Genomic DNA, 13,900 nt, shown 5'->3' on the forward strand with positions numbered 1-13,900 from the left:
ATGGGATGGCAGGGGCGGCGGATGGGATGGCAGGGGCGGCCGACCCCGGTACGGCTCAGTCCACGAGGGCGTCGAGACCGACAAATCCGTAGCCGCGCCCACGCAGGCCCGCGATGACGTCCGGCAGCGCGTCGGCGTCCAGGGTGGTGCCGTCCTCGGGGTTGGCACCCACGTGCATGAGGACGATCTGGCCAGGCACGGCGGTGGTCAGCACCCGATCGGTCACCGCAGCGACCGAGAGTCCCCCGCTCGTGCCCTTCCATCCCAGCGAGTCCACCGTCCAGCGCACGGGCAGGTACCCGGCGTCGTTGACGACCCGGATGTCGGCGTCCGTCCGCGCGCCGTACGGGAAGCGGAACAGCGGCCGCGCCGGCCGACCGGTGAGAGAGGTGATCTCGGTCTCGGCGGTGGCGAGGTCCGCGCGGATCTCGACGTCCGTCAGGTCGGGGTAGGAGCGGTGGGTGTCGCTGTGGTGACCGACCGGGTGGCCGGCATCGGCGATGGCCCGCACCTGCTCGGGGTAGGTGCGGGCGAAGGCGCCGGTGACGAAGAACGTCGCGGGCACGTCGGACCGAGCCAGGACGGCGAGGATCCGCGCGACACCGGCGTCGGACGCGCCGCCGTCGAAGGTCAGGGCGACCACCCGGCGGTCGGTGGGGATGCGCTCCAGGTCGACGCCGCGCCACTCGGCCGGTAGCTCAGGACCTTCGGTCGGCTCCGGCGGAGCGGGTGCGACCGTCGTCGGTTCCGGCGGCGACGGCCGGGGCGGTGGCTGGGGCGGGCTCGTCGGGAAGGGGTGAGACGTCGTCTTCGGTGAGGAGCGCGGCGGGTCGGCCGGTCCGGAGGGGCTGGGTGTGGGGGCGGCCGACGTCGTGCCCACCGGGGCGGTGGGCAACACCTCCTCGGGCGTCCCGCACCCACCGGCGCCCAGCACGAGGACGAGAACGACGATCACCGTCCGCCCCATCGCACGGAGCCGCCGCGCGGGCCATGGGGTCCGCGCGGCGGCACCGGTGGGGGTCACGCGTGCACCATCGGGGTGCCCGCACGATGGAGCGTGACACCGGAGTGCGCCAGCAGGGTGACCGCGAGCACCGCGACGATGCTCACCATGAAGGCCGCGAGCAGCACCTCGGCGGCGACGGTCTCGGCGAACGCCAGGGCGGCGACGCCGATCGCCAGGGAGATGCCTGCCAGCACGGCTTCGAGGACGTGCCCGCGCCGCGCCTCGGACGGGATGCCGAGCACGACGAAGGCCGCCAGGCCGAGCACCAGGCCCGTGCCCGACATGCCGCGTGGGTCCTCGATGAAGGGCATGGTGCCCCGGACGAGATACCCGATGTACGGGATGAGGGTCGCGGCCACCAGCACGGTGGCGACCCAGTCCCGCAGGTGCAGCCTCATCGTTCCCACTTCCTCTCCTGAGGGTGGAGCCGGTGGCTCCGTGGAGGCTTGCACCTTCAGCATGTGCCTGTCGGGACTCCGTCTCCAGGGTCCAACGTCCCGGCGGCCGGTCGTCCCCTCCCCCGGTGACTGGCCGCTACGCGCGCTCGTTCACTCGGTGAACGTCGCTTGGACGAGACGACGAGGGTCGGCCGTGAAGTCGAGGGTGACGGTCGAGTAGTTCGACGCCGCGTCGTAGACGACCGTGAAACGGTCGTCGATCACCTGGTCGAACTGTTGAGCCGGCGGACCCCACGCCGACTCGATGTCTGACCACGATTCGCCCCAGTGGAGCCCACCCGGCATCTCCCCGGTGAACTCACCGAAGTCGGCCACGCCCTCGGCGTACAGGAAGACCGAGGAGACGTTCGTTGCGTTGTCCACAGCGAGCTCGATGCCGTCGGCGAGGCACTTGTAGTGGTCCACGAAGACACCCTCGACCTGGCAGTCGTAGACGTCGAGCACCGCGGCGAGCATGTCTCCACCGACAGGCTCTCCGACGAGGTCGGTGATGAGCCAGGGCGGCTCGGCCGGGGCCGTCGACGTCGGCGCGGAGTCGTCGCTGCTGCACCAGTCCCCGCCCTCGGTGCGGCCCCCGCACGTCTTGCCGAACGACTCGTAGTCCGAGCTCCTCGGGCTTCGCAGGTAGAGCTCGTCGCATGCCCGGGCGTCGTGCGACGCGCACGCGTCCCACAGGTCGTCGAGCTCCGGGGAGTCGCCGTACGTCCAGGGTTCCGCACTGGTCGTGGGCTCCGGCCCGGGGGTGGTCGTCGGAGGCGGGGGTGGGGGCGGGGGCGGATCAGGGTCGACGCACGCCGCCACCGTCAGTGCCGCCGCCGTGATGACGAGAACAGCACCCCGACGGCGTCGTGCCGGTGCCATGGCTCCCCCTCAGGGCTCGCACCCGGAACAGCTCTCGGCCCAAGCGTAGGAGGGGCGGCCGCCGACGACCAGGGCCGATGGTCCCAGCGAGCCGGTGGGAGGAGCGACGGTGCACGGGTTCAGTCGACCCGCACCTTCTCCCCCGGGGCGGGGACGGCGATGACGCTTCCGAGCTCGGAGCGGACCCGGCGCGCGAACGCCTGGGCGGCGGCCGTCTCCCCGTGCACGACGTACACCGTCTCGGGGTGGTCGGGCATGGCGTGCAGCCAGTCGAGGAGCTCCTCGGCGTCCGCGTGCACGGAGAACTCCTCGTCCTCCACGACCTCCGCCCGGACCGGGACGTAGCGGCCGAGCATCTTCAGCTCCGCGGCCCCGTCCTGCAGTGCCCGCCCGCGCGTGCCGGCCGCCTGGTACCCGGTGAGGACCACGGTGTTGTGCCGGTCCGGCAGCAGGTGGCGCAGGTGATGGACCACGCGGCCGCCGGTGGCCATGCCGGAGGACGAGACGATGATGCACGGGTACCTCGGGGTGTTCAGGGCGATGGACTCCTCGACGGTCCGGGCGGCATGGAGGTGGGGCAGGTCGATGAGCGCGGGCAGGTCCTCGCGCAGCTCCGCCCGCACCGTGCCCGCCCGGTAGACCGCCAGCGCCGCGAGCGCCATCGGGCTGTCGACGTGGACGGGCACGTCGGGTATGTCGCCGCGACGGAGCAGGTCCGCCAGGGCGGCGAGGACCAGCTCGGTGCGGTCGACGGCGAAGGCCGGGACGAGGACGCTGCCCCCGCGCTCCACCGTCCTGCGGATCGCCGCCGCCAGTGCGGCGTGCGGCGCTCCGGTGACCCGGGGGTGCAGGCGGTCCCCGTAGGTGGACTCGATGACCACCGTCCGCGCGGCCGGCGGGTCGGCACGGGGACGGAGCACCGGGTGCGTCGGCCTGCCGAGGTCTCCGGAGAACAGGACGTCGGCGCTACCGGTCCGAAGGTGCACGGTTGCCGAGCCGAGGACGTGTCCTGCCCGTCCCAGTCGCAGCGTGCTCCCGTCCCCGCCCACCTGCACCGTGTGGTCGAACGGGATGACGGCGAAGCGTGCGACCGCACGCTCCGTGTCGGCGGTGGTGTAGAGCGGGAGTGGTGGGTCGTGCCGCGAGTATCCGCCGCGTGCGGCGTTCTCGGCGTCCCGCTCGTTGAGGTGGGCGCTGTCGCGCAGCACGATCTCGGTGAGCGCGGCCGTCCCCTCGGTCATCCGCACGGGGCCGCCGAACCCCTCACGCACCAGCACCGGCAGGTACCCGCAATGGTCCAGGTGACAGTGGGTGAGCACGACGTCCCCGATGCTCGCGGGATCGACCGGGAACGGCTCCCAGTTGCGGCGTCGCCACTGCCGCTCGCCCTGGAACAGTCCGCAGTCCACGAGCCGGCGCCCGCCCGGGCCGTCGACCAGGAACTTCGAGCCGGTCACGGTCCCGGCGCCGCCGAGGAACGTCAGCACGACCGGCTCACCCACGGGAACCACGTCCACTGCCTCCGACCGGGTGCGGCTCGCCCCAGCCGGGCAGCACCCGGAACACCGGGTGCCGGTCCGCCACCCTCGCGAGCTCGGCGAGGGCGGGACTCGCGACGCCGAAGTTGTTCGAGGCCTCCCTGAGCACCGCACGCTCGTCAGGTGCACGACCCCAGCGCAGGAGGTTCGCCCGCAGGACGGCCGGTCGGTCCGCGACGGGGACCTCGACGAGCCGGGCCGCGCGGCGTCGTCCGCGGCGGCCGACGACCACCCGCCCGTGGGCCGCGCGGACGTTGCGGACCCACTCCGACTCGCCGGCCAGGGCCACGACGTAGCGGCCGCCGTCGTGTCGGACGAGCACGACGTTGGTCCGCCGGACGAGGCCCGACCGGCGTCCCGGCACCTCCAGGACGACGACGTCCGCCGGGCTCACCCCGAGCCACGTCGCCACGAACCCCACCCTTTGCAGGCGGGTGTACCACCGGGGCGGGCGGCGGTACCGCGTTCCGCCGGCGTAGCGCGGCTCGAGGCCGCCCCACACCCCGCCTTGCGAGCGCCGGGCCAGGGCGTCCAAGGCCGCTCCTGCACTGGCCAGGGGGCGGCCGTGCCCCGGGGCGAGAACGCGAGGCCCGAGGGCGGCGAGCGCCTCGACGGACCGCAGCGCGATCGACCAGTTCCAGGTGGTGTACCGGGGCGGCCCGGCCACCTCGGCGCGTCGCAGCAGCAGACCGCGGAAGGAGTTGAGGTCCACCGTCGCGATCGCGTCGCCGGTGATGAGCACACCGTCACTGCTGCGCAGGTAGGCGACGTGACCCGGGGTGTGCCCGGGTGTGTGCACCCACCGCCAGTCCGGGAGGCCCGGGACGATACCGTCGGCGTCCAGGGGGCTGATGATGTCGGTGATGTCCCCGGCAGCCTCGACTCGCCGGCGGGTGGCAGCGGGCAGCAACCGCATGAGCGGGACGACCACCCAGCGGTCCAGCGGCATCGCGTACTCCGGCAGGTACCGGCCGGCGGCCATGGGGAGCTCGGCCTCGTGCGCGAGAACCGGTACACCCCAGTCCCGGGCGAGCGCGCCGGCAGCTCCCGAGTGGTCCGGGTGCAGGTGGGTGAGCACGATCGCCGCCGGATGTGCGCCCGGACCGAGCACCGCGTCCACCGCTGTCCGGATCGGCTCGGCGCTTGCGGGCCAACCGGCGTCGACGAGAGCCCATGCCCCACCGGATCGGATGAGGTAGACGTTGGCCGCCACCACCCCGGGAACGGTGACCACGTGGACGTCCGGGGCGATCAGCTGCGGGGCCGTCTTCATCGGGCGCCTCCCTGCGTCGCGTCCCCAGCGCACGTGCCACCACCGCGCCGGGCACGGCTCACCCGCTCAGGTGCCGGCGGGAACCCGCCCCGACAGACGGTGGTGGTGGATCTCCGTGTCGCGACCAGGGAACAGGAGCGACTCCCTGCCCGTGTCCGACCAGCGGACCAGGTAGGGAGGGCCTCCCTGCGGGTCACGCACGGAGATGACCTCGCCGTCTCGGTCGTGGCCACCGAGCCGTGCCGCGTGGATGATGAGTCGGTCCCCCGGGGCTGCACGCATCGTCAGTCTCCTTGGCCTGGCCTCATCTCGCCAAGCGGATCTTCTGGTGCTCGACCTGCGAGATGTCGTCCGAGGTGGCACGCAACAGCCGGTCGGCGAGGTCGCGCAGCGCACGTGCCGCTGCGAGCTCCTCACCGATCTCCGGCACGTCCCTGTCCGTCGGGTTGAGCCTCGCTCGGCCGAAGCCCTCGATCCGGTTACCAGCCGTCGTCGTCAGGACGGCGTGCGCCGCCGTCAGGTGCTCGGGCGAGTCGGTGTCGTCGGTCGAGAAGAGATCGACCGACACCTTCCATGTGTGAGTCATCGCTGACCTCCTTCCGGTGGTCTCCACGGTCCTCCTCCACGCCCGCTTTGTCACGGGACGAAGGGCCTGTGGCCTCGTCGAGGCGGCCGAGCACGGTTGCCCGCGGACCGATGGGGCGAGGCGCCCGGAGCTGCGCGTGGAGGAGGGGCACGAGCGCACCGCACACGCCGCCGAGCAGCGCACCGGCCACCACGCCGGTCATGGCTCCGAGGCCCACCACGGCGAGCACGGGCGCCCCGGCCGGCGTCCAGGTCGCGCCGGCGAAGATCACGACCATCGCCGGTGTCCACGCCGCGGCGCTCACGCCCACCCAGCGCCAGGGCAGCTCCGCGGCGCCGCGCAGCACCCAGGCTTGCGCGCCGCCGAGCAGCGCGCCCATCACGAGCCCGAGAGCCGCGGCCCCGGCGAGGGTGATGAGAGGCGCGGGTTCCGCTCTCTCGCCGGACTCCTCGGCGAGGACCGCCGGCGCCGTGGCGGCCGCCCAGCCGAGTCCGGCGACGACGACGGTGACGACCAGCCACCGCCGCCGGGACACGGTGGGAGCATCGGGGGCGATCGCCGTGACCTGTGCTGCTCCGAGAGCACCCCCCTCGACCAGTCCCCCCGCCACGATGACGCCCCATGCACCGACGGCGCCCGCCGGACCGCGCACCAACCCGGCAGCCGCGACCGCGGCAGCGGCGGACACGGCCATGCCGACGCCCTCGGCCAACGCGCAGCGTGCGGACCACCGCCGCAGCCGGCGCCGCTCGGCTCCGCCGGCGGCGGACCGTCGGCGTCTCGGACCCGAGGCCTCGCTCATCGCGGATGGCGGTTCCTGGTCGTCGTCCGCCACAGGAGGAGGATCCCGGCGCCGATGAGCACCACCGGCCACAGGTACCCCAGCAGTTCGAGCACCTCGCCCGCGCCCGCGGCGATGAGCAACCCCAGGGCGGTGAGGATGCCGCCGGGGATCAAGGCCCACCGGTTCCGGCCACCGCCGGTGGGCAGGACCGCGACCAGGAGGAACGTCAGCCCGAGACCGAGGAACAGCACCGCACCCTGGGCGTTGGAGCTGAGGCCCAGCGCTCCCAGCGCCCCTGTCGCGCCGAACGTCGCCAGCGCCCCGCCCGGGATCATCGACCACCACCGACCGCGCTCGCGCAGGTACACGGCCCAGAAGCCGGCACCGAGCAGGCCGAGGAAGGCGCCCCCGGACACTGCCTCCGCCACATCGCCGACCGGATCCCCGAGGGCGGTCGTCACGGCCAGACCGAAGAGCGCCCCGGACGGGATGGCCGCCCACCACGCCTCCGCTCCGAGCAGGAAGGCGGCCGCGAACACGCCACCGACGGCGGCGAAGGCACCGGCCCAGAAGAACCGGGCGTCGGTGACGAGGTCCAGCTCCTCCAGGAGAAGCAGCACGCCCCCGGCGACGAGGAGCGCCCCCCACAGCGCAGCGAGCGGGAACCTGGGCTCCCGCCGTCGGAGCCGGGTGCGGATCTGGGGGCCGGCGTCGTCGTGGCTCATCGCGACCACTCCCCTGGTGCGTTCGGAGGCCGTCGCCCGCCGACCTGGTGGGTGCGCTCCAACCATCCTTCCCGAGCGCACGCCCGGGCACCAGGGCCGAACGTCCCGGCCGAGGAGCCGCCGGCCGCCGCTTCGTGCTCCGTCAGCGGCGTTCCAGGGCCTTGTCGAGCTCGACGACGACGAACACAGCCACGCCCACCGCCAGCGAGATCGACCACTGGCCGACGGTGACCGCGGCCGAGTCGAACGCGACCTGCATGAACGGCGTGTAGACGAACAGGAGCTGCAGCACCAGCATGAGGGTGATGAACACCCAGGAGATCGGGTTGCTCGTGACGAGCTCCCGTCGCAGGCTCGTGCTGCTGCCGAACCGGCTGGCCAGCAGGTAGAAGATCTGGCCGAGGACGAGGGTGTTGATGGCGACCGTCCGCGACACCTCCAGGTCCGCCCCGGCCCGTTCCCCGAGCAGGAAGACGGCCATCGTCGCTCCACCGATGAGCAGTGACACGTAGCCGATTCGCGCGAGCGACGCCCGCGTGAGGATGGAGCCGCCAGGCGTGCGAGGGGGGCGGGACATGATCCCCGGCTCGGACGGCTCGAAGGCCAGCGCCAGGGACAGGGTCACAGCGGTGATCATGTTGACCCACAGCACCTGGACCGGGGTCAGCGGCAACGTGATCCCCAGGAGCAGTGCCACGAAGATCACCAAGCCCTGCGCACCGTTGGTCGGCAGCAGGAAGACGATCGCCTTGCGCAGGTTGTCGTCGATGGTGCGACCCATCTCGACGGCGGCCTCGATCGAGGCGAAGTTGTCGTCGGCCAGGACGATGTCGGCCGCGTCCTTGGTCGCCTCGGTGCCCTTGATCCCCATGGCCACCCCGACGTCGGCCTGCTTCAGTGACGGGGCGTCGTTGACGCCGTCACCGGTCATCGACACGACATGGTGCTGAGCCTGGAGTGCACGGACGAGACGCAGCTTGTGCTCCGGGCTCGTGCGGGCGAAGATGTCGTGCCCCGCGGCGATGGTGCCCAGCTCGCCGTCGGAGGCGCCCTCCAGCTCGGTGCCGGTGACGGCGCGGTCGCCGATCCCCATCTCCCGCCCGATCGCCGCCGCCGTGCCGATGTGGTCGCCGGTGATCATCTTGACCGCGATCCCGGCCTCACGGCACTGACGGATCGCGTCGATGGCCTCCTCACGCGGTGGGTCGAGGATGCCGTAGAGCCCGAGGAGCGTGAACCCGCCGCCGTCGACGTCGTCGGTGGTGAGGTCGGTTCTGTCGGTATGGCGGGCCGCGCCGGCGAGCACACGCAGCCCCTGCGCGCCGAGCTCGTCGATCTTGTGCTCCCAACGCTGGCGGTCGAGCGGCTCGGTGTCGTCCAGGCCGGTGCCCTGGGTGTCGCACCGGTCGAGGATCCGGTCGGGAGCGCCCTTGAGGTGGACGACCAGGCCGCGGTCCCCGGTGTCGTCGAGGGTGGCCATGTACTTGTAGTCGGAGTCGAACGGCACGACGGCCACCCGGGCCTGCTCGACGGCGGGGAAGCCGGCCTTGAGCCCGAAGGTCCGCAGCGCGCCGTCGGTGGGCTCCCCGGACAGGAGCCATTGCCCGTCCCGCTCCTCGACGGCAGCGTCATTCGCGCGGGCGGCCACCTCGGCGAGGGAGCACAGGTCGGGGGCCTCCTCGAGGAGCGCGGGCGTGCCCGCCCGGTAGATCCCGCCGTCCGGGGCGTAGCCGGTGCCGCCCACGTCGTAACGACCGACGGGCGTGACCACCGCTCGCACGGTCATCTCGTTCCGGGTGAGCGTGCCGGTCTTGTCGGAGCAGATGACGGTCACCGAACCGAGCGTCTGCACCGAGTTCATCCGCCGGGTGATGGCGTTGCGCCCGGCCATCTTCTGCACCCCCAGCGCGAGAGTGATGGTGAGGACGGCGGGCAGGCCCTCCGGGATCGCCGCCACCGCGAACCCGATCGCTGCCAGGGTCACCTCGGCCGCGGTGTGGTTGTGCAGGACGGCGCTGACCCCGAACATGAGGGCGGCGAGCACGACCACGACGAGCGAGAGCCTCTTGCTGAACGCGGTCATCTCGCGGGTCAACGGCGTCTCAAGGGTCTCGACCTCGTCGAGCAGCGTCGAGATGTGCCCGATCTGTGTGTCGGTGCCGGTTGCCGTGACGACCCCGGTGCCCGAGCCCGCCACGACGACGGTCCCGGAGAAGCCCATCGAGCGCCGGTCACCGATGCCCGCGTGTGCCTCGACCGGCTCACTGGCTTTTGCCGTGGGCACCGACTCACCGGTGAGGGCGGACTCCTCGACCCGCAGACCGGCCGTGTGCAGCAGGCGCAGGTCGGCGGGCACCTTGTCGCCGGGGCCCAGTCGCACGACGTCGCCGGGCACGAGGTCCTCGGCGGGCACCGTGCGCCAGGCCCCCTCTCGCCGCACACTGGCGTCGAGGCTGAGCATGTCGCGGAGACCCTCGAGGGCCCCTTCGGCCCTGCCCTCCTGCACGAAGCCGATCAGCGCGTTGATGACGACGACGGCGAGGATGACGGTGGTGTCGATCCACTCGCCGAGAAGAGCGGTGAGCACGCCGGCCGCGACGAGCACGTAGATCATGGGGTCGTGGAACTGGCGGAGCAGCCTCCCCAGCCACGACTCACGCTCCGCCTGGGGCAGCCTGTTCCCCCCGTAGATCGCCAACCGGGCGCGCGTCGCCTCGGCCGGCAGCCCGCGGTCTGGGTCGACCTCGAGCTCAGCGAGGACCTCCCCCACGTCGCGGGCGTGCGGGACAGAGACGAGCGGACGGTCACCGCTCTCCTGTCGGTGGCTGGTCGCGTGTGTCATGTCGTCGTGTTTCGCGCGAGGGGAGCGGCGGCACTCGGCCAGCAGAGGCAGGAGGCGTTCAGCTCGCGACGCCGCGAGCCTCGGGCGCGTTCCGCGGCTGGCCGGCATGGGGCAGGATGGCGACCGGGACCACCGCCTGGGAGAGGACTGCCTGGCTCACGGAGCCGAGCAGGAGGCCGGCGAAACCTCCCAGGCCCCGGCTTCCCACGACGAGCAGACTTGCCTTCGTCGACTGCTCGATGAGTGCGTCGACCGGGTGCTGGTGGACGACCCGCAGCTCGATGTCGAGCTCCGGATGGTCCCGCACGGCGTCGTCGACGGTCGAGCGCACTGTCTCGGTGAGCTCCCTGATGTGGTCGATGACGTTGCCGTACCACTCGCCAGTCGGGACTCCGGGTGGTGTCTCGACGTACTCCGCGCGCACGACTCTCACCGCGGTGCCGAGCCCGGCAGCGTGGCGCAGGGCGAAGCGGAGTGCCTCGACAGCCTCCTGTGATCCGTCCATGCCCACGACAACAGGCCCGGCGGTGTCGGTCTCGCGGACGACGACGACCGTGCACTGCGCGTGCAGCGCCACCTGCTGGGACACCGAGCCGACGAGCAGGCCGCCGACCCGCCCGTGTCCACGGGCGCCCAGGACGACCATGCTGGCCCCCCGGGATGCCTCGATGAGCTGGGGCGCAGCCCGGCCCACGCGGACCTCGGTGGTCACCGTGAGGTGGGGGTGCGCAGCGGAAACGGTGCTCGCGGCGTCAGTACACACCTGCGCGCCGAGCTCCTCCGGGTCGCCAGGGCCGTCGGAGCCCAGGACCATGAGCTTGCCCGTCATGTGGGCGTCGATGACGGCATGGACCACGTGCAGGGGCGCGCCGATGCGTTCGGCCTCGGCTGCGGCCCACAGGAGTGCAGTGGTGGAGAGGGCTGAGCCGTCGACACCGGCGACGACAGCTCCCTGGGGGGCCGTTGCTGCATCCATCGCTGTCTCCTTCGTCGGTGCGTCCAGCGTCCTCCTCGGTATATCGACACGCAAGGGACCTACGGCTTCCCGGCGGGACCTGCCGGGGCGAGGCGGGAGCTGTCGCCGAGGACATCGCTCACTCCCCTTTGATGCGTCCCCAGGTCGGGTCGTGGATCTCGGTGTCATCGGTGTGGTGGGCCCGTCCGTCCCTCGCGCTGGCGCTCCGCATGCGCTTGTCGAGCGCATCGACCGCCAGCGTCGTGCCGGCCGCGGCCGCGGCCACCGCCCAACCGACCGGCGGGGGGACCGTGTGCCCCAGAGCGTGCGCGAGCGGAGGCACCCAGAGCAGCACGAGGGCGAGTGACACCGAAGCCGTCACGGCGATGAGGAGGAGCCGGTTCCCGCCCCATCCCAGGTGCCACGGGGGCCTGCTCGAGCTGCGGCACGCGAAGGCGTTGGCGACCTGCGAGAAGATCACCGCCAAGAACGCCGCGCCCGACGCGGCGGCGAGCACACCGGGGCCGGGGAACGGCTCACCTGGGGACCAGCCCGCATCAGCCAGGGTGATGAGGAAGGCCAGCATCGACATCGCGGCGCCCGCGGGGCCGAGGACGGCGAAGGCACGCCGGGCGGCGGTTCTGTTGAGCAGGGCGCCGCGCACCGGCGGCCCCTTGAGCAGGTGCTTCGCCGGTGGTTCGGCGCCGAGCGCAACGGCGGTGATGGTGTCGGTACCGATGTCGATGGCGAGGATCTGAAGGACTCTCAGCGCCAGCGGGAAGTTCCCGCCACTGAGGGCCCAGACGACGAACGGGGTGAGCTCGGCGACGTTGGACGTCAGGTGGTAGGTGATGAACCTGCGGATGTTGACGTAGGTGGCGCGGCCGTGCTCGATCCCGGCGACGATCGAGCCGAAGTGGTCATCGAGCAGGACGATGTCGGCTGCCTCTCGCGCGACGTCGGTGCCCGACGCCCCCATCGCGACCCCGACGTCCGCCTCGTGCAGCGCCGGGCCGTCGTTGACGCCGTCCCCGGTCATCGCGACGACGTGTCCGCGTGCACGCAGCGCCCGTGCGATGCGTAGCTTCTGCTCCGGTGAGACGCGGGCGATGACGGTCCCCGCGTGGTCGATGAGCTCGCCGAGGGCACCTTCCTCCGTCGGAAGGTCGTCAGCGACGTAGACCGGGTCTGCAGCGGTGCGCAGCCCGACCTCGTCGGCGATCGCACGGGCGGTGACGGGGTGGTCCCCGGTGACCATCGCGACGGCGACGCCGGCTCCCCGGCAGGTGTCGAGCGCTGCGGCGACGTCTGGGCGTGGCGGGTCCTCCAGACCCAGGAGACCGTACAGCTCCAGGTCTCGCTCGGCTTCGCTCGCGGTCCCGGGAACGGTCCCACCGGTGGAGCGGCCCGCGACGGCAATCACCCGCAGTCCCTCCGCGGTGAACCGCTCCACGACTGCTGCGGCATCCGCGTGCCCGGCCCCGTCGAGCGACTCGTGCCTGCAGAGCGGCAGCACGCTGTCAGGGGCGCCCTTGACGAAGACGTCCTCGCCGGTGACGACGGACATCCGGCGCCTGCGTGCGTCGAACGGGAACCGTGCTGACACCGTGCGGCGCTCGGCCGCGCTGTCCAGCCCGAGGCGTTGGGCAAGGACGTCGAGCGCGGCCTCCATCGGGTCCCCGTGGCTGCGCCACTGCCCGGCATCGTCCAGGACGTAGCCGTCGGAGCACGCGGTCGCTGCTCGCGCGGCGCGCACGACGGCCGGGCGGGCAGCTGACGTGACCTCCACGGTTCCGTGGGGGTCGTAGCCCGGTTGGTGGGTGGAGGCGGTCCCGGTGGGCGTCCACGCCTGGACGACGGTCATCTGGTTCTGGGTGAGTGTGCCCGTCTTGTCCGTGCAGATGAACGTGACAGAGCCGAGCGTCTCGACGGCCTCGAGGCGCCGGACCAGAACCTGTCGGTGCGCCATCCGCTCGGCTCCCCATGCCAGCGCGAGCGTGACGGTGGGCAGCAGTCCTTCGGGCACGAGCGCGACAACCACACCGATCGCCAGGATGAACCCGTCCGTCCCGGACAGCCCGACCAGCAGCGCCCCGGCGTAGAAGGCCCCGCCGACCCCGACCGCGACGACCGTGACTGTCCGTACGAACCGGCGCAGGGCGGCTGACAGCGGCGTGTGATGGCCTCGGGGTGTCAGCGTGAGCCGGGTGATGTCGGCGAGCTTCGTCGCTGCTCCCGTTCGTGTCACCGCCGCGAGTCCCGCGCCCTCGACGACGAACGTGCCCGCGAAGACCTCGTCGTCGGGGTGCGCGGAGACGGGGACGCTCTCGCCGCTGAACGTGGAGACGTCGATGAGGAGGGCGGAGCTCTCGACGACGGTCGCGTCGGCCGGCACCCGGTCCCCGGGGCGCAGCACGAGGATGTCACCGCGCACGACAGCGCTGGCATCGACCTCGGTCTCCCGTCCACCGCGTCGCACCGCCACCATCGCCGGCAGCAGCGCCCGCAGGCGGGACGCGGCCCGCTCGGCGCGCGCCTCCTGGAGGAACGAGAACGCCGCGTTGAGAACCACGACGATGACGATCGCGACGGACAGCTGAGGCATGCCCGCGACCCCGGCGAGCAGCGCGGCCACCCACAGCAGCAGCCCGAAGGGGTTGACCAGCTGGGCCCCGAGCCTCCGCCAGAGGCTCGGCCCGTGCACCGTGGGCAGCGTGTTGGCCCCGTCCCGCACGAGTCGCTGGGCGGCCTCCTCGTCGGACAGGCCGCCGTGCTCGACGTCGGTCGCCGCCGTGGTCCCGACCGTGGGCCGGAGCTCGGGAGACACCCCGCCTTCGCGCAGGAGCGCCACCACATCGCCCGGTGACGGGTC

At 72.6% G+C, this 13,900-nt stretch carries 11 protein-coding genes; all 11 read right to left on the bottom strand.

All coding sequences use genetic code 11. The features are described from left to right. Nucleotides 1–55 precede the first annotated feature (55 nt). A complete protein-coding gene (locus GD632_RS06510) occupies nt 56–955 on the bottom strand; it encodes a polysaccharide deacetylase family protein (protein WP_226924672.1) in 900 nt (299 codons plus the stop codon). Nucleotides 956–1,020: 65 nt separating this feature from the next. Continuing rightward, entirely contained in the window at nt 1,021–1,404 is a 384-nt protein-coding gene (locus GD632_RS06515) for a hypothetical protein (protein WP_193311376.1), read from the bottom strand. A 150-nt stretch (nt 1,405–1,554) separates the two neighbouring features. Next, nucleotides 1,555–2,325, bottom strand: a complete 771-nt coding sequence (locus GD632_RS06520; protein ID WP_152190025.1) for a hypothetical protein — start codon at nt 2,323–2,325, stop codon at nt 1,555–1,557. Nucleotides 2,326–2,444: 119 nt separating this feature from the next. Beyond that, the gene (locus GD632_RS06525) at nt 2,445–3,827 is read right to left on the bottom strand and encodes an MBL fold metallo-hydrolase RNA specificity domain-containing protein (RefSeq protein ID WP_152190028.1); all 1,383 of its coding nucleotides are present in this window, start codon (nt 3,825–3,827) and stop codon (nt 2,445–2,447) included. Beyond that, the gene (locus GD632_RS06530; protein WP_152190030.1) at nt 3,820–5,136 is read right to left on the bottom strand and encodes a nitroreductase/quinone reductase family protein; all 1,317 of its coding nucleotides are present in this window, start codon (nt 5,134–5,136) and stop codon (nt 3,820–3,822) included. Before GD632_RS06530 ends, GD632_RS06525 begins: the two co-directional genes overlap by 8 nt. Before the next feature lie 66 nt (nt 5,137–5,202). After that, a complete protein-coding gene (locus tag GD632_RS06535) occupies nt 5,203–5,418 on the bottom strand; it encodes a DUF1918 domain-containing protein (RefSeq protein ID WP_152190032.1) in 216 nt (71 codons plus the stop codon). 22 nt (nt 5,419–5,440) lie between these two features. Continuing rightward, entirely contained in the window at nt 5,441–5,722 is a 282-nt protein-coding gene (locus GD632_RS06540; protein WP_152190034.1) for a dsRBD fold-containing protein, read from the bottom strand. 798 nt (nt 5,723–6,520) lie between these two features. Further along, nucleotides 6,521–7,231: a hypothetical protein gene (locus GD632_RS06550; RefSeq protein WP_152190039.1), complete on the bottom strand. Its 711-nt coding sequence runs from the start codon at nt 7,229–7,231 to the stop codon at nt 6,521–6,523. Nucleotides 7,232–7,373: 142 nt separating this feature from the next. Further along, nucleotides 7,374–10,073, bottom strand: a complete 2,700-nt coding sequence (locus GD632_RS06555) for a cation-translocating P-type ATPase (protein WP_152190041.1) — start codon at nt 10,071–10,073, stop codon at nt 7,374–7,376. 58 nt (nt 10,074–10,131) lie between these two features. Beyond that, the gene (locus tag GD632_RS06560) at nt 10,132–11,049 is read right to left on the bottom strand and encodes a universal stress protein (protein WP_193311377.1); all 918 of its coding nucleotides are present in this window, start codon (nt 11,047–11,049) and stop codon (nt 10,132–10,134) included. 118 nt (nt 11,050–11,167) lie between these two features. Further along, complete coding sequence (locus GD632_RS06565) at nt 11,168–13,855, bottom strand: cation-translocating P-type ATPase (protein ID WP_152190176.1); 2,688 nt, start codon at nt 13,853–13,855, stop codon at nt 11,168–11,170. Between the last annotated feature and the right edge of the window lie 45 nt (nt 13,856–13,900).

Source organism: Georgenia satyanarayanai (assembly GCF_009193135.1).
GTDB classification, from domain to species: Bacteria; Actinomycetota; Actinomycetes; order Actinomycetales; family Actinomycetaceae; genus Oceanitalea; species Oceanitalea satyanarayanai.

Bases quoted from the DNA above. Each gene is read 5' to 3' on its own strand.
- GD632_RS06540 (WP_152190034.1), bottom strand. From the start codon at position 5,722: ATGACTCACACATGGAAGGTGTCGGTCGATCTCTTCTCGACCGACGAC.
- GD632_RS06515 (WP_193311376.1), bottom strand. From the start codon at position 1,404: ATGAGGCTGCACCTGCGGGACTGGGTCGCCACCGTGCTGGTGGCCGCG.
- GD632_RS06520 (WP_152190025.1), bottom strand. From the start codon at position 2,325: ATGGCACCGGCACGACGCCGTCGGGGTGCTGTTCTCGTCATCACGGCG.
- GD632_RS06530 (WP_152190030.1), bottom strand. From the start codon at position 5,136: ATGAAGACGGCCCCGCAGCTGATCGCCCCGGACGTCCACGTGGTCACC.
- GD632_RS06560 (WP_193311377.1), bottom strand. From the start codon at position 11,049: ATGGATGCAGCAACGGCCCCCCAGGGAGCTGTCGTCGCCGGTGTCGAC.
- GD632_RS06550 (WP_152190039.1), bottom strand. From the start codon at position 7,231: ATGAGCCACGACGACGCCGGCCCCCAGATCCGCACCCGGCTCCGACGG.
- GD632_RS06555 (WP_152190041.1), bottom strand. From the start codon at position 10,073: ATGACACACGCGACCAGCCACCGACAGGAGAGCGGTGACCGTCCGCTC.
- GD632_RS06535 (WP_152190032.1), bottom strand. From the start codon at position 5,418: ATGCGTGCAGCCCCGGGGGACCGACTCATCATCCACGCGGCACGGCTC.